Origin of the sequence: Chryseobacterium sp. JV274 (assembly GCF_903969135.1) — a bacterium.
GTDB lineage: Bacteria > Bacteroidota > Bacteroidia > Flavobacteriales > Weeksellaceae > Chryseobacterium.
On record NZ_LR824569.1, the window covers coordinates 2,444,128 to 2,463,304 of the forward strand.

The 19,177-nt window shown below is 36.7% G+C and carries 11 protein-coding genes; all 11 read right to left on the reverse strand.

The window, feature by feature from the left end; translation table 11 throughout:
- Window positions 1-215 precede the first annotated feature (215 nt).
- Window positions 216-4,646: a GEVED domain-containing protein gene (locus CHRYMOREF3P_RS11370; protein ID WP_180564667.1), complete on the reverse strand. Its 4,431-nt coding sequence runs from the start codon at window positions 4,644-4,646 to the stop codon at window positions 216-218.
- Window positions 4,647-4,813: 167 nt separating this feature from the next.
- Window positions 4,814-7,846: a reprolysin-like metallopeptidase gene (locus CHRYMOREF3P_RS11375; RefSeq protein WP_180564668.1), complete on the reverse strand. Its 3,033-nt coding sequence runs from the start codon at window positions 7,844-7,846 to the stop codon at window positions 4,814-4,816.
- Window positions 7,847-8,026: 180 nt separating this feature from the next.
- A complete protein-coding gene (locus tag CHRYMOREF3P_RS11380) occupies window positions 8,027-8,692 on the reverse strand; it encodes a DUF6048 family protein (RefSeq protein WP_180564669.1) in 666 nt (221 codons plus the stop codon).
- Window positions 8,658-9,134, reverse strand: coding sequence for a DUF6452 family protein (locus tag CHRYMOREF3P_RS11385; protein WP_077418871.1), 477 nt, complete (start codon window positions 9,132-9,134; stop codon window positions 8,658-8,660). Before CHRYMOREF3P_RS11385 ends, CHRYMOREF3P_RS11380 begins: the two co-directional genes overlap by 35 nt.
- Window positions 9,135-9,165: 31 nt before the next feature.
- Window positions 9,166-10,578, reverse strand: a complete 1,413-nt coding sequence (gene rlmD, locus CHRYMOREF3P_RS11390; protein WP_077418870.1) for a 23S rRNA (uracil(1939)-C(5))-methyltransferase RlmD — start codon at window positions 10,576-10,578, stop codon at window positions 9,166-9,168.
- A gap of 108 nt (window positions 10,579-10,686) precedes the next feature.
- On the reverse strand, window positions 10,687-12,228 hold the full coding sequence (locus CHRYMOREF3P_RS11395) for a TlpA family protein disulfide reductase (protein WP_077418869.1): 1,542 nt from the start codon (window positions 12,226-12,228) through the stop codon (window positions 10,687-10,689).
- A 308-nt stretch (window positions 12,229-12,536) separates the two neighbouring features.
- On the reverse strand, window positions 12,537-13,304 hold the full coding sequence (locus tag CHRYMOREF3P_RS11400) for a succinate dehydrogenase/fumarate reductase iron-sulfur subunit (protein ID WP_062675785.1): 768 nt from the start codon (window positions 13,302-13,304) through the stop codon (window positions 12,537-12,539).
- Window positions 13,305-13,328: 24 nt separating this feature from the next.
- Window positions 13,329-15,341, reverse strand: a complete 2,013-nt coding sequence (locus CHRYMOREF3P_RS11405) for a fumarate reductase/succinate dehydrogenase flavoprotein subunit (RefSeq protein ID WP_180564670.1) — start codon at window positions 15,339-15,341, stop codon at window positions 13,329-13,331.
- A 15-nt stretch (window positions 15,342-15,356) separates the two neighbouring features.
- A complete protein-coding gene (locus tag CHRYMOREF3P_RS11410; RefSeq protein WP_047386045.1) occupies window positions 15,357-16,019 on the reverse strand; it encodes a succinate dehydrogenase cytochrome b subunit in 663 nt (220 codons plus the stop codon).
- Between the two features lie 144 nt (window positions 16,020-16,163).
- Window positions 16,164-17,942, reverse strand: coding sequence for a ComEC/Rec2 family competence protein (locus CHRYMOREF3P_RS11415; protein WP_180564671.1), 1,779 nt, complete (start codon window positions 17,940-17,942; stop codon window positions 16,164-16,166).
- A gap of 136 nt (window positions 17,943-18,078) precedes the next feature.
- Window positions 18,079-19,170 carry a glycoside hydrolase family 99 protein gene (locus CHRYMOREF3P_RS11420; protein ID WP_180564672.1) on the reverse strand — a complete coding sequence of 364 codons (1,092 nt, stop codon included), beginning with the start codon at window positions 19,168-19,170 and terminating at the stop codon, window positions 18,079-18,081.
- Window positions 19,171-19,177 lie beyond the last annotated feature (7 nt).

Genomic DNA, 19,177 nt, shown 5'->3' on the forward strand with positions numbered 1-19,177 from the left:
TGTATTATTCCTTTATAAATTTCTTTTGGATGATATTTCCATTATCTTCATTAGAGATAACATATACACTATTGATTAATTTACTCATATCAGTCTAATATTATTCTACCTGATATAAATTGGCCGGAAGCGTTGTACATTGTAATTAATCAATAATAAGGATAAAAAATAAGCCTCCATTTCTGGAGGCTTATTCTATTTGATATTTAGTTTACTTATTCTTTGATAAATTTCTTCTGAACAGTTTTACCGTTATCATCGATATCAATTACATAAACACCGTTAATCAATCTGCTTACGTTGATTTGGTTGTTTAGTAAGATACCATCTCCTATTACCTGTCCTGCAGCATTGTAGATCTTATATTTAGCTCTCTTGCTGATATTTTTAACAAATAATATTGAGCTTACCGGGTTAGGATAAATCATGATACCCGTCTGATCAATTGGATTAGCAACAATCGGCTTAGAGATTCTTACTGTGTAATCCTCTACTTCTCCGTTTTTGAAGCTTGTACAGTTTACAGGAATACCGTCTCTTTCCATTGCTACTCTCATCACTACATATTTGTAATCCGTCATACTTACAAACGCATCTGCCGGTACATTGAATTTACCTGAGATAGGGCTGTCTGTATTTGGTGGAGAGCTTAATACTCTTTCATTGATATCAAATTCACCATTTCTGTTGAAGTCAATCCAAACTGCGATTCCTTCGTTGTACGTGTTTCCTGTCCACTTCTTCTCAATGATGATCTCATTATCTGTTGATCCCTGGATCATTTCGATGAATGTTTTAGGAACTCCTGTATAATCTGTATACGTTGATGCTCCTGATTCATTCTCCATTGTTTTCTTACCGGTAGGCTTCACAGTAACTTTAGAGATATGCTCGCCTATAGAACTTCCTGAATTCATCTGACAGTAAATTACTGTAGGAGTTGTGAAGTAATATGGAGGAGTATAATTTCCTGGTGTCCCGTTACAGATATTTACCACCTGCATTTCATATTTAGTTAATTCTGTAAGACCTGTTAATACAAGGTTATTAACTAATGATGGTACTTCTGTCCAGCTTGGAATACCTACTTTTCTATATCTAAGAACATATGTTGCTCCAGGGAAAGGATCCCATTGGATTGCTGCCGATGTAGGAAGCAATTGAGTAATTGTTAATCCTGGAGGCGGAATTTCACAGATTCTTTCTGTTGTAAATACTTTAGGGTTTGAATATGGATTCAGAGCAGTTTCTCCGTTACACATATTAGCAATCTGTACTTCATAAGTAGTGAAAGGCTCTAATGGAGTCACACTACCTAACACATAAGTATTTGCAGGAGCTGCTGGTAAACTGATAATATTCCATGTAGTAGTACCTACTTTTCTCCATCTCATTGTATAGGTAGAACTTGCTGCAAGTGGTGCCCATGTAATCAATGCTGTTGTTGGAGTAATGTTACCTACTGTCACATTCGGAGGAGTAGGATCACATCTTGTGGTAAATGTCTTGATTGGAGTTGCTGTTCCTACAATATCTCCACAAATTGCAGCTACTTCTACTTCATAAGTGGTAGCTGGTGTCAATCCGGTGATTACTAATGGAAGGTTCCCCAATTGTGTTGAAGCATATACTTGTGTCCAAGCTGTTGTACCCTGAACTCTGTATCTTACCAAATAACTTACTCCTGCTCCTGTAATTGTAACAGTAGCTGTTGTATGAGTAGTAGTAAATGTAGGTGCGTTTGGAGTTGCATTACTACAAGGTCTGATTCTTACTCTGTAGTCTTCCACTTCTCCATCTACTGCATTCTGACACATTACAGGAGCACTTGTACGTTTTAGTACCACTCTCATTGTAGTTGTCAATGGACCTGTATAAGATGTTGAAGGAACGGCAAACGTAGCAGTAACAGGGGTAGTTGTGTTAGCTGGAGAAATTAAAATTCTTTCAGCGTCTGTAAACTGTCCGTTTCTGTCAAAGTCAATCCATGCTGTTACAGCATCGTTTCCTGTTGCTCCAGTCCAACCTTTAGCTACAGAGATTTTATTATTTTGAGAATTAACATCTAAAGTAATAAGAGTCTCAGGTGTTGTATAGCTGGTGTAATTAGTCTGTACTGAAGTATTGTTCATTGGAGGAACTCCAAGGTTCGAAGAGGTAACTGTTACATTCGAAATATGGTCATTCGTTCCGGTACCTGTCATCTGGCAGTAAGACAGCGGTGGTGTTGTAAACGTTACTGATGATGAGTAAGATCCTGTAGAACCTCCACATGTTGTAGAGACCTGAACTTCATAATTTGTCTGCTCAGTAAGACCAGTGATTCCATAGAAGTTTTGACCAGCTGGCACAGTAGCCGTCTGCCACACCCCTCCAGGAGTAGTTCTCCATCTTATATTATAAGTAGCTCCTACAGTTGCAACCCATGATACTGTTGCAGTAGTTGCACCAATATTGTTTACTGTAATATTCGTTGGAGGAGCTGTTGAACATGGTTGAGAATCTACAAATTTTACTGCATAATCTTCTACTTCTCCCTGGGTAAATGTTCCACAAGGGTTAGCATTATCAAAATATCTCATTACTACACGCATACGGGTAGGAAGAGTTCCAGTATATACATTTCCACTCGCCACTGTAGGGACAGCAAAAGTTGCCGTTACCGGAGTAGTTGTATTATAAGTAGTATTCAGAATTCTCTCACTCGTTTCAAATGTTCCATTTCTGTTAAAATCAACCCAAGCTGAAACTCCATAAGATGTAGGAGAACCTGGCCAGTATTTGTTCACAGAAATTTTATTATTTGCAGAACCTCTTTCAAATATAACTACTCTTGTAGGATCTGGTGTATAATCTTTATAGTTATCCGATCCTGAATTACTCAACATGATAGGAGTATTCGTAGGAGTAACGGTTACATTATTAATATATCCGCTAGTAGCAGTATTACCTGTAGGACCTGCCGTACAATAAGTAAGAGCAGGAGTTGTAAAGGTTACACTCGGAGAGAATGCACCTGTAGTACCTCCACAAATAGTAGCTACCTGAACGTCATATGTAGTCTGCTCTAATAATCCTGTAAGTATTTGGTTACTTACCAAAGGTGTATTTACAGCAATCTGCTGCCATGCACCGGAAGGAGAAACTCTGTATCTTACAATATAAGTAGCTCCTGTAGTTGATGTCCAAGTAACGTTAGCTGAAGAAGGAGTTACATTGTTTACCTGAATGTCAGCCGGTGGAGCTGTAGTACATGCTGATAAATCAATAAGTTTAACAGCATAATCTTCAGTTTCACCATAAGAATAAGTTCCACAAGCATTAATAGGACTGTACTCATTCATTACTACACGCATTCTGGTAGTAAGGTTTCCGGTATATGCACCACCTGCAGCATTTGGTATATTGAATGTGGCCGTAACCGGCGTTGTCGTATTACTTGGAGAAGTCAATACTCTTTCAGTCGCTTCAAAAATACCATTACGGTTAAAGTCAATCCAAACTCCTGTTAAGAAGCTATATTGGTAACCCGGCCATGTTTTTGCTACAGAAACAGTAGCAGTACCTCCTCTTACCAAAGTAACTAATCTTGTAGGATCTGTACTATAATCTGTGTAACCACTTTGATTAGAGTTACTTACCATCGAAGGAGCTCCTTGTGCATTAACTGCAACCTGGCTTATATACCCATCAATAAAAGTACTTGTAGCCGCTGAATTACAATACGTAAGTGCCGGAGTTGTAAAGTTTATACTGGAAGAGAATGCTCCCTGAGTACCCCCACAGATAGTAGCTACCTGAACTTCATACTGGGTTTGTTCTGTTAATCCGGTAATGATCTGGTTTCCTACCAAAGGTGTTGTTACGTTAATTGTCACCCAAGGTCCTCCTGTTACAGGTCTGTATCGTACAACATACGTAGCACCTGCAGAAAGATACCAACCTACATTAGCCGAAGTTGTTGTCAGGTTGGAAATTGTAATATTGGTAGGAGGAGCTGTTGAACAAGCTGGCAGCGGATGGCTTTCCAATTGTATTCTAGGAATATCTGCAACTCTGTCTTTTGCAGCAGGAGGTGCTGCAGGGTCTGGGTTTGCAGAATCTTCATAATAGATCATCCCTCTGTTTGCTCCTGCGTTATAAGATCCCCAAGCTGTACCTGGCGAAGACGAATAACCTGGAGTTTTTTCATTTACAGCAATCACAAGATTGTCTGTTCCGTTCCACAAAAACGGAGTTGCCAATTGAAGAGTTACCCAGTTCCCATTTGTCAGGTTAGGTAAATTTCCGGCGAAAACTTGGGTCAAACCACTTAATGGAACCCAGTTTGTAGTGGTTGCAAAGTTATTCTGGGTTGTGTTCCCCATATATACTACCCAATCCTTATAGACATCCTGAGATGTTGAAACGGTGGTAGAATAAAACTTTACAGCTGTGATATAGTTCGACGTACCTATAGCAGTCGTAAGCTCCGCAGCAGTATAAATCTGCTGGGAATAACTATACCCATAATAGGAACGTATGGGGAGATACACTGAGGTACCCGTTCCTGTCCCGATCTGTCCTGCCTGAGCTGAGACTTTGGATACAAAGCCTGTACAGATCAAACAGAGAAACAGAATTAAAGAGGTAAAGAATTTCTTCATAATGTTTTCATTATAATATTAATCATACAAATCTAATCATTTTTTGTTATTAATTTACAGGTACATTTAGGTTTTTTTGTAAAAATATAACAATATCTCCACTTATGCTTTAAATAAAGAAATCCCCGGGAAAGCCCGGGGATTTACTAATATTTAAAAGGTTATCTTTATTTTTTGATGAATTTAGATTTGAATTGCTCAATTCCTTTATCATCTATTGTAATTATATAACCACCTTTAACTAAAGTTGAAACATTCACCTTTCCATCGTTGATATTTCCTCTGTCTACTAATTGTCCAGCAGCACTATAGATTTTATAAGTAGCTTTATCTGAAACTTTAGTAATATTTAGAATATCACTTACCGGGTTTGGATAAATCTGAATACCGTTATTTTTAACAGCTGTTTCAGAAGTAGCAAGATTACTAGTAATTACTACGTTATAGTCTTCAACTTCACCATCGAAAAGTTCTCCACATATATAATCTGTAGGTAATGATAATCCAACGTTACCACCACCAGTTCCAGCACCTACATAGAATGCTACAACTCTCATTCTTAATGGCTGTCCTTCTACTGCATTACCTGGAATGGTAACCGTTCCGTTAACTACAGTTGATGGCTGGGTTAATGTTACAGGATAATTCAATACTCTTTCTGAATCACTGAAGACACCATCCTTGTTAAAGTCGATAAATGCAGCTACTGTATCATAATCCGCAGCACCAGAGTTCCCAACAGTAACAGAAATAGGATAAGAAGTTCCTTTTACCAAGTTCGCCTGAAGTGCTGTATTTGTTGTATAGTTTGTATATGTACTATTTGCTGAAGTATTATTTACATTTGCAAGTGTCACATTGGCGATATACTCATAAGCTGCACTAGTTGAAGCAGATGCACAGTAAGCAAGTGCAGGAGTGCTGAAGTTTACAGAAGCTGAATATGTACCTACCGAAGTACCACAAACTAATGCAACCTGAATTTCATATGTTGTTCCATCAATTAAATTACTTAAGTTGATTGAAGGAACTGTTGTATCAGCTTCAGTCCATGCTGTTGTACCTACCTTTCTATAACGTACTTTATAAGTTGCTCCAGTATAGGACATCCAAGATGCGCTAGCTGAAGATACCGTAATATTGCTCACTACTACATTCGTTGGAGCAGCACTGCTACATGCAGATAGAGGTGCAATGCTCACAGGTCCTACAGCATAGAAAACATTACCTATTGAAGAAATTCTAACTTTAATAGTCTGTCCATTCAATGAAGAAGGGAAAGTAAAGTTTTCAGTTCCGTCATTAGGTGTTGATGCTGATAGTACAGTCCAGGTTGTTCCATTATCTGTAGTATAGTCAATCTTTACATTAGCTACATTATAAGGAGCAGCATTTGTATTGGCAACAATCCATTGAACCGGAGTTGGTGTATTTACATCAGCATATTGATTAGCTAACCTGAAAGGTCCGTTATCTCCTACAACAATTGTCTGAACTTTAAAAGCTGACTGCTGTTGAGCTACATTAGAGTTATTATCTCTAACAGTTAATGCAAAATTTGTTGTTCTTGCTACAGTTGATACCGCTTCCCAAGTATTGTTTGCGTTATTCAACACTCCATTCATTACAGATGCAAATTTTGGAAAGTATCTTGCTGGGTTTGTACTTGGTGGAGCAGATCTGAATGAAGCTCCAGACATTGTATTTCCTAAATTATATTTATCCACAGAAACTAATGCATCATCAACTTCTTCCCAAGAATAAGTCATTGGATCATTTTCAGGATCTGTAGCACCACCTGCTAAAACAAAAGCAGTCCCCTTAGGTATAGTATATGTTGGCAGATCCGTAATTACCGGTGGATTATTGGTAATTGTAGTTTCTACATCACAAGTTTTTGCAATTAAGTTAGCTTGAATCTGACCGATACTTGCTTTATGGAAATAAGGATCAGAGTTAGGCTGAATATCCGTATCAGGACCAGTAATACCTGCATATCCCATAATGGTAGATCCTGAACCAGGTTCCATATTTACACCACTTCCCTCAAGATTGTGAGAAAAAGTGTGGTTACCTCCTAGCTGATGCCCCATCTCATGTGCAACATAGTCGATATCAAAGCTATCTCCTGATGGAATTCCATTTGCCGGAGAAGTAAATCCTGAACCTTTTCCTTTAGGAACTGAAGTTGTAGGATTGATACATACGCATCCGATACATCCGGCATTTCCTCCACCTCCTGATTTACCGAACAAATGTCCGATATCATAGTTGGCATTTCCTACATTGGCTGTCAAAGCAGTCTGTAGTTGTCCATTCCATGCACCCCCTGCTCCTGTAGCAGCAGCAGAATATGGATCTGTAGCTGGATCAATATAAATTACAGTCGGAAAATTCTGCAAATTCAAATGCAATGCAAAATCTTTCTCAAAAACTCCGTTTACTCTGGTTAAAGTATTATTAATTGCAACTAGTGCCGGAGCTCTTTTCTGATCATCTGTAGCTGTAGCAGGTACGCCAGCAAGCCCCATAAAGTATTGAGTATACTCACCGGTAACAGACATCGCCAGTCTCATTGTTCTGTATTTCTTATCAGAACTCTTGTTGAAAGTTGTTGCCTGATTTGAGAATGACTGCCCATTTTTCAATAAGGCATCTATTTCCTTTTTAGCAACAGGAGATTCTTCTGTAGAACATAAGAATCCATTTTTATCCTTTTTAGTTTTAGGATGAACGGCATACACTGTTTTATCTGCAGAAGAAGGGTCAATAAACTCATATTTATCACCATGAATAATCATCGACTGAAAATCATTAGGAGCAATACTGAATCTTAAATACTTGGTAGGGTCTTCTACACTTGTTCCAACATAAGATCCTAATTCATACTTGTCTGCCAGTTCTTTTACAACTACTGGAAAACTGTATACATTAAACCTTTCAATCTTCCCGCTCATAGTGGGAAGAGAAATCACTACAGGAGTGGCATTTGTACCCATTTCCTGTGCATTCTTTAGCTGAGATCTCAGTAAGTTCAGGTCTAATTTATAGTACCCGTTTCCTCTTACATTAGATTGATCTACTCTAAATCCTGTACTTCTTTTGTTATCGTCTCCTTTTTTAAGGGAAGTTGGTGTCCATTGACCAAACACGGCGCTCCCTATAAAAGTGAACATTAAAGCAGTAAATACTCTTTTCATAAATTAAAACACAATTATAATTTCCGCCAAATATAACTATTTTATCAATCTTATAAGTAAAATAAGTTAATATTTTTCAACATAATACACTCATCAACGATATCCATTAAAAAAAACACAAACTTTAGAGTAGTCTAAAGTTTGTGTTTTATATATTTTAAATGTCAAGAAATAATATTTCTAAAACTTATATGCAATATTCCATGCAAATCCCATATTGAATTTTGAAGAACTTTTTCCGAAGCCCGGAACGATCATGGGAGAGATATCATCCTGCTTGGAAGTATATACCATATATCTTGGCTGAAGATTCACATCGATGTAGAAATTGGAATTAAATAATTGTACTCTGCCTCCCAACGTACCTTCCAGCCAAAAAGATGACTGTGATGATGAAGGAAAGGCTTCTGAAGAATTGCTTCCCCCAAATCCACGAACAGGAATTGCCATATACTCCTGATTATAAAATGATCCGGCAGCTTTTCCTCCTGCATAAAATCCATTGAATTCATTCTCTGCATCTTTTGCAAGCATATAGAATGCACCCAATTTCACGAAAGGACCGCTTGCCTTCGCATCATAACCATTTTTCTGATACACATTTTTTTCAAAACCTGCCTCTGCAACAGCATGGAGATTTCCTCTGATTTTTGAAGAAATAAATCCCTGATACAATTTTCTGTCAGAAAAAAAACCGGCTCCGGTATTCAGTACATCAAGGCCAACCATAAAATTGGGTTCATATTTCTCCTGAACCTTCTTCTCTGCTTCCTTTTTTTTGTCTTGTGCCCAGTTTATTATTCCCAATAAACTAAAAAGAAAGGTAAAGATTAGTCTTGTCTTCATTCTCTATTTGATTTTGTCCGGCTTCCAGCTTCTGAACAGGATTCGGAGTTACTAATTCTGAACTTAAATTCTCGTAAGATTTTTTGATTCCGCATCCGGGAGAAACATACGTTGACTTCGTACTATAATTAATTCTTACTTTAGATTCTGCTCCATTATAGGTAAGTTTAAAATAAACGTCAGTATAAGGTGAGCTGTCAACCCGTAAAGGAATTAACCGGGAATCAATTTTTGCAAGTTTTCCAAGATCCACTTTTCCTGCTCCATAATCTACTGCGACATAAAGGGTATCCAGGGTCGTCTCTTTTCCAGTAGCCAGTGATCTGAAAGCCACCTTCATTCTGGGAGTTCCTTCTCCGCTTTCACAAATATCATCATCTCCTCCACAGGAAAAAAGCATTCCTAAAAAACAGATCGCTATCAGAAATTTAAAGTACTTCATATTAAGATTTGAAATTCAAATTTAGATAAAATTATTTTTTAATCAGCAACGCAATGTTCTCAACATGGTGTGTTTGTGGGAACATGTCTACCGGCAAAATCTTCACTAAAGTATAATGGTCTTTCATCAAGGCAAGGTCTCTCGCCTGTGTTGCAGAATTACAGCTTACGTAAACTACTTTTTCCGGTGAAAGCTTTAAGATCTGTTCTACGACCTTCTGGTGCATTCCGTCTCTTGGTGGATCTGTAATTAATACATCTGCTTTAGGATGAGTTGCCATAAATTCGTCATTGAAGATATCCTTCATGTCTCCACAATAGAAAGTACAGTTAGTAAGACCATTCAATGCAGCATGTTCTATAGCAGCATCTATGGCTTCCTGTACAGATTCTATTCCGATTACCTGTTTTGCATTTCTCGCTACATACTGAGCAATTGTTCCTGTCCCTGTATAAAGGTCATATACAACTTCATCTCCTTTCAGATCTGCAAATTCAAGTGTCTTTCTGTACAGTTCCAAAGCCTGTTTGTAATTGGTCTGGAAGAATGATTTCGGGCCTATCTTAAACTGCAGTCCGTCCATTTCTTCCATAAGGTAACCTTCTCCAAAATATACATTGATATTTAAATCGTAAATGGAATCATTCTGCTTAGGATTGATAGCATATACTAATGTTTTAATCTGCGGGAATTTTTCCAGTAAGAATTCAAAAAGTTTTTCTCTGTTTTCTTTTTCTTCTCTGTAAAGCTGGAAAAGAACCATCCATTCTCCTTTGGAATTTTGTCTCATCATCAAGGTTCTTAAAAAACCTTCCTGGTTTCTTACATCAAAGAAATCCAGACCGTTGTTTACTCCATATTCTTTTACAGCCAGTCTTATTGCATTGGAAGGATCTTCCTGAAGGAAACATTCTTTTAAATCAAGAATTTTACTCCACATTCCGGGAATATGGAATCCTAACGCATCTTTACTTCCAAAGTTTTCTTCAGAACTGATTTCATATTGAGTAAGCCATCTTGCATTTGAGAAGGAGAATTCCATTTTATTTCTATAAAAATACTGTTCTTCAGCTCCCAGAATTGATACCGTCTCAAAGTCATCAATTCCACCGATTCTTTTAATATTATTATATACTTCTTCCTGTTTAAAATCAAGCTGCTTTTCGTAGCTCATGTTCTGCCATTTGCAGCCTCCACAAGTTCCGAAATGAACACATTTTGGATCTGCTCTGTAAGGTGATTTTTCAATAACTTCAACCGCTTCGCCTTCATAATATTTTGACTTCGCTTTTTTCACTCTTACATTTACAATATCACCTGGAATAGCTCCTGAAACCATTACAGCTTTTCCTTCTTCTGTCCTTCCTATTGCCACTCCTTTTGCTCCGGCAGTCAATAGCTTTATATTTTCAAGAATTAAATCTCTTTTTTTCTTCCTACTCATTCTAAAATTTTCTATTTTCCTAATTGAAACTTTTACGCTTCAGTTTGCAAAAATACAATAAAAAAAACCTTATCCGAAGATAAGGTTTCTATACTGTGTTAAAGTTTATTATTTTGTTGGAGCCGGCTGTGGATTTGCTGGCTGTGGAGCTTGCTGCTGAGCTGCAGAAGGATCAAGCTGTAATTGTGGCTGCATCTGCATTGGTTCTGCTTTTGGAGCCGAAAGACCAGTCTGTTTATCCAGAATAGTTACCAGTTCCTGCTCACCAAGGTTTACAAATGATCTGCTGGCAATTTTACCATCTTTATCGATGATCACAAAGCAAGGTAATTTGAATCCGTATACACCATATTTCTTAGCAATATCAGAGTTCAGACCTCCTTCTCCGTAAACATTCACTCCCTGAATTCCTTTTAAAAGAGAATTGCTTGTTTTAATGAACTGATCTTTTGTGTCATCTACGTTTACAAACACAAAGTTCATTTTAGACTTATAAAAGTTTACTACTTCTTTTAATACAGGTACTGTAGCTTCACTGATGTAAGGATTCCATGAAGCGTAGAAGAATAGCATATAGGGTTTTCCTTTGTTTTCAGAAAGTTTATAAGCCTTTCCATCCTGCTTTGCTACAGCTGCTTCAGGAGCTGCATCTCCGATTTTAAGCCCAGTAATAGCCACCTGCATTTTTAAAAGGTCACTTTTAATGGTAGCATCTTTAATATCTGAATCAATAATCTTTTTGATTTTATCAATGTTTGCAGCCGGAGTTGTTGGATGAATATCCGCCTGAGCCATTACAAATGCCAAAAGATAATCTTTTGCAGTCTGAGATAAATCTTTCTTTGTTTTTAAGTACTGAGCAAACATCTCAGAAGTTGTAATTCCTGTTTTTCCTTTGCTGTTTGCTTCTGCATACTTCTGGAAATCCGGAGTCATTTTTACAAGAAGATATTGTCTGTAAAGAGGGATTGTTTTCACCATCGCTTCTTTATCTGTTTCCAACTGAGCTTCGTAATCCTTTAATGCTTTAGTAGCTTTGTAAGATGGGTTTCCAGACATTGGTCCGTGAGACATTTCATAGTTGGCAATCAAATTAAGAATGGTAACTTTCACATCATTTTTCTTCCACTCCAAAAGTGCTTTGCTAGGATTATTTTTCTTTGCAAGATCATCTACATTTTTATTAATATCTGCTTCAATTTTATGCATACCTTTAAGGAATGCCGCTTCATCTCCACCCATTAAGGCAGCTATATTAACTTTAGTACCATATTCAGCTAAGAACTTTTGAGAAGCTGTAAGAAAATCATTATTCTTTTTAGCATCTCCGGTAATCACAAATTCATTTGGGAAAGTAGTTCCGTTTCCTGAAATATTCACTTTTTGTCCTCCTTCAAGATAAATCAGGTTTTGTCTGCCCGCATAGTTGATCACGTACATACCGTCTTTAGGAGCATCAAAGCTTCCTGAAAAGTTTCCGTCTTTATCTAAACCTATATTAATCAAAGGCAGGGTTCCTACTCCTGAAGCTTCTACAAATTCAATTCTTTCTAATGATGAGCTTCCAGTAATTTTTCCTTTTACTTCTACTTTTTTTGAACAAGACATCACAAAAACTGTGATGATAAACAATAAAAGATATTTTTTCATTTCAATTTTTAATATTACACAAAAATACGCTTTTTAGGGCTTGCTAATTCACACTAATTATTTTTTTTAAAAATTTTATTATCACCTTTCAAGAGGGTTATTCCAATTATTTCAATTGTCTCTTTCCGAGTGGCATGCTGTATTTGAAAGTTTAAAAAAAATGTTTCAACTACCCTCCAAATATATACTTATTAAATAAAGAATGACTAAAACCTGCTAATAAGTTAACAAACTTTAACAGGACTTAGCATTTCATAAAAAAATCGCCTCCAAAAATGAAGGCGATTTTTTATGTATTTGAATCAATTCTATCCTTGATCTACAAGAGCAGCCATGTATTCTCTGTTCATTCTTGCGATGTTTTCAAGAGAAATACCTTTAGGACATTCTACTTCACATGCTCCGGTGTTTGAACAGTTACCGAATCCTTCTTCATCCATAGCTTTCACCATGTTCAGAACTCTTCTTTTAGCTTCTACTCTACCTTGAGGAAGTAATGCATACTGAGAAACTTTAGCGCCTACAAATAGCATTGCAGATCCGTTTTTACAAGTCGCTACACAAGCTCCACATCCAATACAAGCAGCTGCATCCATTGCTTTGTCTGCATCTTCTTTTGGAACCGGAATTGCGTTAGCATCCAATGTATTACCGGAAGTATTTACAGAGATGAAACCTCCTGCTGCCATTACTCTGTCGAATGCGCTTCTGTCTACCATCAAATCTTTGATAACAGGGAAAGCAGCACTTCTCCAAGGTTCAATAACGATCGTTTCTCCATCTTTGAACATTCTCATGTGAAGCTGGCAGGTTGTGATCCCTGTATCCGGCCCGTGAGCTCTACCATTGATGTAAAGTGAACACATACCGCAGATTCCTTCACGACAGTCGTGGTCGAAAGCGATAGGTTCTTTTCCCTCGTTAATTAAGTTTTCATTCAGAATATCCAGCATTTCCAAAAATGAAGAGTCTGTAGATACATCTGATATTTTGTAGGTCTCAAACTGACCTTTAGTTTTACTATTTTTTTGTCTCCAAATTTTCAGCGTAAGATGAAGGCCTTTTTTTGCACTCATAATGTTATATTTATAGGTTGGAGATTATTTGTAACTTCTCGCTTTAACTTCGATATTGTCATAGATAAGTTCTTCTTTATGCAGAATTTCTTGTTTGATATCATCACCCTGATATTCCCAAGCTCCTACATATTTGAAGTTTACGTCATCTCTTTCTGCTTCACCTTCCGGAGTAGCATGATCTTCTCTAAAATGCCCACCACAAGATTCATTTCTGTGTAATGCATCAATAGCCATTAATTGTCCAAGTTCAAGGAAGTCTGCTACTCTGAATGCTTTTTCAAGTTCAGTGTTCATTCCTTCACCATCTCCTGGAACTTTTACGTTTTTCCAGAAATCGTTTTTCACTTCTTCAATTTCTCTGATTGCCTCTCTTAACCCTTCAGGAGTTCTTCCCATTCCTACTTTGTTCCACATAATGTTTCCTAATTGCTTATGGAAGTGGTCTACAGAATGAGTTCCTTTATTATTTAAGAAGAAATCTATTTTTTCTTTAATTCCTTTTTCAGCTTCGTCAAACGCTCCTGAATTGGTAGGAATAGTTCCTGTTCTGATATCTGCAGAAAGATAATCTGCAATTGTATAAGGAAGCACGAAATATCCGTCCGCAAGACCCTGCATCAATGCAGAAGCCCCAAGTCTGTTGGCTCCGTGATCTGAGAAGTTAGCTTCACCAATTACGAAACATCCAGGAATTGTAGACTGAAGATTATAATCAACCCAAACACCTCCCATTGTGTAGTGAACCGCAGGATAAATCTTCATTGGAGTTTTGTAAGGATCATCAGCAGTAATCTTTTCGTACATTACAAATAGGTTACCATATTTTTCTTCAATCCAAGCTTTTCCAAGGTCGTAAATTTGCTGTTCACTAGGATTATGAATATGCTTTTCAATAGCAGCTTCTTTACCTTTTTTGATAATTTCTGTAGAGAAATCTAAGTAAACACCTTCTTTAGTATCATTATTTTCGATTCCGAAACCAGCATCACATCTTTCTTTACCCGCTCTAGACGCAACGTCACGAGGAACCAAGTTACCAAATGCAGGATATCTTCTTTCTAAATAGTAATCTCTATCTTCTTCTTTAATATTTTCAGGTCTTAATTTACCTTCTCTGATGGCTACAGAATCTTCAATTTTCTTAGGAACCCAGATTCTTCCTGAGTTTCTTAATGATTCAGACATCAAAGTCAGTTTAGACTGCTGTGTTCCATGAACAGGAATACAAGTCGGGTGAATCTGTACATAACAAGGGTTTGCGAAGTAAGCTCCTTTTTTGTGGATTTTCCAAGCTGCAGAAACGTTTGATCCCATAGCATTGGTAGAAAGGAAATATACGTTTCCGTATCCTCCTGAAGCAATTACTACAGCGTGAGCAGAATGTCTTTCAATTTCACCTGTCACAAGGTTTCTCGCAATAATTCCTCTTGCTTTTCCGTCAACAATAACTAGATCTAGCATTTCATGACGGTTGTACATTTTAATTCTTCCTTTACCGATCTGACGGCTCATAGAAGAATAAGCACCTAATAATAGCTGCTGTCCTGTTTGTCCTTTTGCATAGAAAGTTCTTTTTACCTGAACCCCACCAAATGAACGGTTATCTAGCTGACCACCGTAATCTCTACCGAAAGGAACCCCTTGGGAAACACACTGGTCAATAATATTTGCAGAAACTTCAGCTAATCTGTAAACGTTGGCCTCTCTTGCTCTATAGTCACCACCTTTGATGGTATCGTAGAATAATCTGTAAGTAGAGTCACCGTCACCCTGGTAATTCTTAGCTGCGTTGATCCCTCCCTGAGCTGCAATAGAGTGTGCTCTTCTTGGTGAATCCTGGTAGCAGAACGCTTTTACGTTGTATCCTTGCTCAGCCAATGTAGCTGCTGCAGAACCTCCTGCCAAACCCGTACCTACAACAATAATATCAATCTTATCTCTGTTGTTTGGTGCAACAAGGTTCATATGGTCTTTATGATTTTTCCACTTGTCTTTAAGAGGACCCGCTGGAATTCTTGAATCTAATTTACTCATATTAGTATATTGATATTATTGAGTTATAAAATGGAAAACTGCTACGATGATGAATCCTGCAGGAATAAGGATTGAATACCATTTCCCGAAAGCTTTGATCACCGGCGTATATTTTGGATGTCTTGCTCCGATAGACTGGAATGAAGACTGGAATCCGTGAGCAAGGTGTAATCCTAATAAAACAAAAGAGATCACATACAAAGCCACTCTCCAAAGATCAGCAAACTTCTCATGAAGTTCCGGCCAGAAACGTTCTGCATCCGGAGTCAATCCTTCTACATACTTGTAATTGATTTCATGCAGCCAGAAATCATATAAGTGAAGCGCTAGGAAAGCTAAAATAACAGCACCCGAAATAATCATATTTCTGGACATCCATGAAGAATTCACAGATGCATTGTTTGCTGCATACTTTACCGGACGCGCTTTATTATTCTTGATCTCAAGCACAAATCCCATAATGAAATGGAAAATTACTGCAAAACCAAGAATAGGCTGCATTAAGAACTGCACAAAAGGATTATAGCCCATGAAGTCTGATGCTGTATTGAATGCATCCTTATTCAGAACTGATAACAAATTGGTCGTCAAATGCAGTATAAGAAAAATCAGCAAAAATAGAGCTGATAATGCCATAGCATATTTTCTACCTATCGTAGAACTCGTTAAACCTGCCATATAAGTTTAAATTTGAATTTCTACAAAATTAAGAAAGTTTAACAATATCGAAAAGTGAGAAATCTCACAAATAGACAGTTTGTAATGTTTCTAAATAAGAATTCCATACATTATAAATGCAGGAAAACACATAAATGATAACCATTATCTCAAATCGTAACTCTCATTCCTGAAAACTACTTTTTGAACTGAATCTGAAAAGGTTTTAAGTTCAAAATGATTTATTCTTCGAGAAGAGCAGTAAGGCTTCACAACAAACTGTAAAACCTTGTCCTTATTTTCCATATCCGAAATCCAGAAACAAGCCTTATCTCCCCTTTTTATTGAAAAAATATTGGTTTTGTTGAATGTATGAATCAACACCTCTTCTCTCTGATTTTCAAACACATTACTTCCCGTTCTTATAATCAGAAATACGACGACAGCCATCATCAGTCTTGAAGAATTTTTAACATTGAATTTTAAGATGACTGATCTTAATAAATAGACAATCATAAACACTGACAGCACCTCCAATCCGTTCATTGGAATGTTTTCAAAGAATAATACATCAACCTCAGCAAACCAATGGATTATTTTCAGCAAAATCTGAATAACAAAATCATATATCCCATTTATAAGTTCAAAGTCAATCCCAAAAGAAATAAGAGCTGTCATTAGGAATGAAAAAACGATGATTATTTCTGAAAAAGGAACAATGACAATATTTGCAACGATTGAAATGAATGAAAACTGATGAAAGTAGTACAGTACCAAAGGAAGTGTTGCCAATTGAGCAGATAAAGATATTGTAATGGTATTAAACAGTAGTTTTTTAAGGTAATTATCTTGTTTTGGAAAATATTTCAAGAGAGGCTGATTCAGCCAAAAAATCCCCAAAACGGCCAAAAAACTGAGCTGGAATCCTACATCGAAAAACTGCTGTGTATCTCCAGTCAAAATAAAAAAAGCGGATAAAGCCAATGAATGAAGCAGGTCTGGTTTCCGCTGAAGCAATACAAAAATAAAATAGACACTCAGCATGATACAGGAACGCAGCACTGAATTTCCAAATCCGATAAAAGCAGCAAACAGCCAAATAAAAACCAGGCTTAGAACGACTGCATATTTTCTGAATTTTAAGGGAATACAACGAATCAGCAAAAAGTAAAACATCCCGAAAATAACCACAATATGAGTTCCGGAAATAGCGAGAAAATGAACCAGTCCGGATTTATTGAAATCCTGTACAGTATCTGCATCAATCTCTGTACGGTCTGCCAGAATGATTCCTTTTAAAAATTCTTTGGTTTTTCCTGAAATTCCGGTTTCATCAATATTTTTGAGAACCAAAAATCTATATTGGCGCAGCTTATCTGCAGGAGTTAAATCATCACGTTCTGCAGATACAATTTCTTTTGAAAGATAAACCTGATAATTAATATGTTTTCGTCTCAAATATCTGGCATAGTGGAACTGAAAATCATATTGGGGCGTTTTTGGTTGTGTTATATAAGCTTCCGCTTTGTAATAATGAAGAAAATCCAACTCTTTGATATCCTTCGGAACATACACTATTGAGTTAAAAGTTGTGTTTCCTACCTGTGCTGTCCCTTCATATTTTTTATATTTCTCAGTAGTATTTAATTTTTGAGAGATTGTAAAAGTAACTGTTTCTTTTTTCTTTACAAATGAAGAAACATCCGCTGAAAAAGTATTATGAAAATGAAGAATAATCCCTGTTCCAAAGAATAGAAGTCCCAGCAAAAAAGCTTTGATTTTATGTAAGAAATAAGAATGAAAACATATTGCAGCCAAAATAATCAGGCAAATCACAATAACCAAATAAAGTGCAATACCTGTCAATACCATTTTCTCTTGAAAAAAAATTCCAAGAATAAAACATATAACCAGAATAAGAAGAGGCTGCTTTTGCAATTTCAATTAATTATCCTTGTAAAATAGATAATTAATCCATGAAGTATTATCTCTTGAATAACCAAATAAGCACTTCGCAGCATATTAAAGTTATCAACAGAACACTTGATTTTTTGCTATGAAATCAAAGATTGAAAGTGTGTTATTTCTTTTTCAGAAATTTATCCGCCAAACGCTTCGTTTCTTTGATATAAAATAAAGGATCTTTCCCATAATCTTCATATTTGAAATCTCCCACTTTTTTAGGAATAGCAGGTTCTATCTGTGTTCCTTCATGCCATTCATTGAATGATGTGATTCCGATGAAGTCCGGATTTACTTTGATGGCAGCATCAAACATATTTTCGTAATACTTCCCATTGTTTCTGCTTTTGAAATTAGCTTCGTTCCATGGGCGGATTCTGGTATCCGAATAACCTGGACCAACACAAGGAATAAAAATCATATGATGGTCTTTAGCATATTGGGCCATAAAATTCCAGTTAGCCGTTGTGCTTCCATATACAAAACCTTCACTGGCAAAATAAGTATAGAAACCATCAAATCCGGATGAATCAAAAAACTTTGCATCGTCTTTTTCAACCCATAATCCAATGTAAAGAGCATCTAGATCTGTATTTCTAACGGTTTTTTCTCCGTCTTTAGATAGCATTTCAGACCATTCTTCTTTAGAAATTTTATAACTGTCGTAAACATAAAACAATGGTTTTCCTTCCTTTTTATAGAAGGCGTGATGACCGGAATATGTTTTTACGAGATAAGAAAGCTGTTCTTTTAATTCCGAAGTATTTTTATAAAACGGCTCAATGTGAAATGCAATTTTTAAATCAAAATGATCGGCAATATCGAGGTATTTGATAAGACTTTTATCCGTAAATGAATCTTTCCCCAGCCAGCTGACAACAACTACTCCCACTCCAGATTCTTTGATCATTCTCATATGCTTTTCAATGATCTTTGAATCATTCGAGCTATAATTTCCAAGTGCAGGATAAAAATTGGCCCCAATATCATCTCCGCCTTTATGATGTCCGAGATTGTTCCACTTCGGATTACTCCAGTGAGGAAGGATTTCATGGTTCCAATGCTGATAACTTCCGTCCGTTTCAGGATTTCCATACCAGCCATAATAGAATATCTGAACTTTATCTCTTGTATTGTTCTGCTGTGCAAAACTGTTTGAGAAGAATAATGTAAATGTCAGTAATACCAGAAAACGGTTACAATAATTCATAGTTAAA

Bases quoted from the DNA above. Each gene is read 5' to 3' on its own strand.
- CHRYMOREF3P_RS11370 (WP_180564667.1), bottom strand. From the start codon at position 4,646: ATGAAGAAATTCTTTACCTCTTTAATTCTGTTTCTCTGTTTGATCTGT.
- CHRYMOREF3P_RS11375 (WP_180564668.1), bottom strand. From the start codon at position 7,846: ATGAAAAGAGTATTTACTGCTTTAATGTTCACTTTTATAGGGAGCGCC.
- CHRYMOREF3P_RS11380 (WP_180564669.1), bottom strand. From the start codon at position 8,692: ATGAAGACAAGACTAATCTTTACCTTTCTTTTTAGTTTATTGGGAATA.
- CHRYMOREF3P_RS11385 (WP_077418871.1), bottom strand. From the start codon at position 9,134: ATGAAGTACTTTAAATTTCTGATAGCGATCTGTTTTTTAGGAATGCTT.
- rlmD (WP_077418870.1), bottom strand. From the start codon at position 10,578: ATGAGTAGGAAGAAAAAAAGAGATTTAATTCTTGAAAATATAAAGCTA.
- CHRYMOREF3P_RS11395 (WP_077418869.1), bottom strand. From the start codon at position 12,228: ATGAAAAAATATCTTTTATTGTTTATCATCACAGTTTTTGTGATGTCT.
- CHRYMOREF3P_RS11400 (WP_062675785.1), bottom strand. From the start codon at position 13,304: ATGAGTGCAAAAAAAGGCCTTCATCTTACGCTGAAAATTTGGAGACAA.
- CHRYMOREF3P_RS11405 (WP_180564670.1), bottom strand. From the start codon at position 15,341: ATGAGTAAATTAGATTCAAGAATTCCAGCGGGTCCTCTTAAAGACAAG.
- CHRYMOREF3P_RS11410 (WP_047386045.1), bottom strand. From the start codon at position 16,019: ATGGCAGGTTTAACGAGTTCTACGATAGGTAGAAAATATGCTATGGCA.
- CHRYMOREF3P_RS11420 (WP_180564672.1), bottom strand. From the start codon at position 19,170: ATGAATTATTGTAACCGTTTTCTGGTATTACTGACATTTACATTATTC.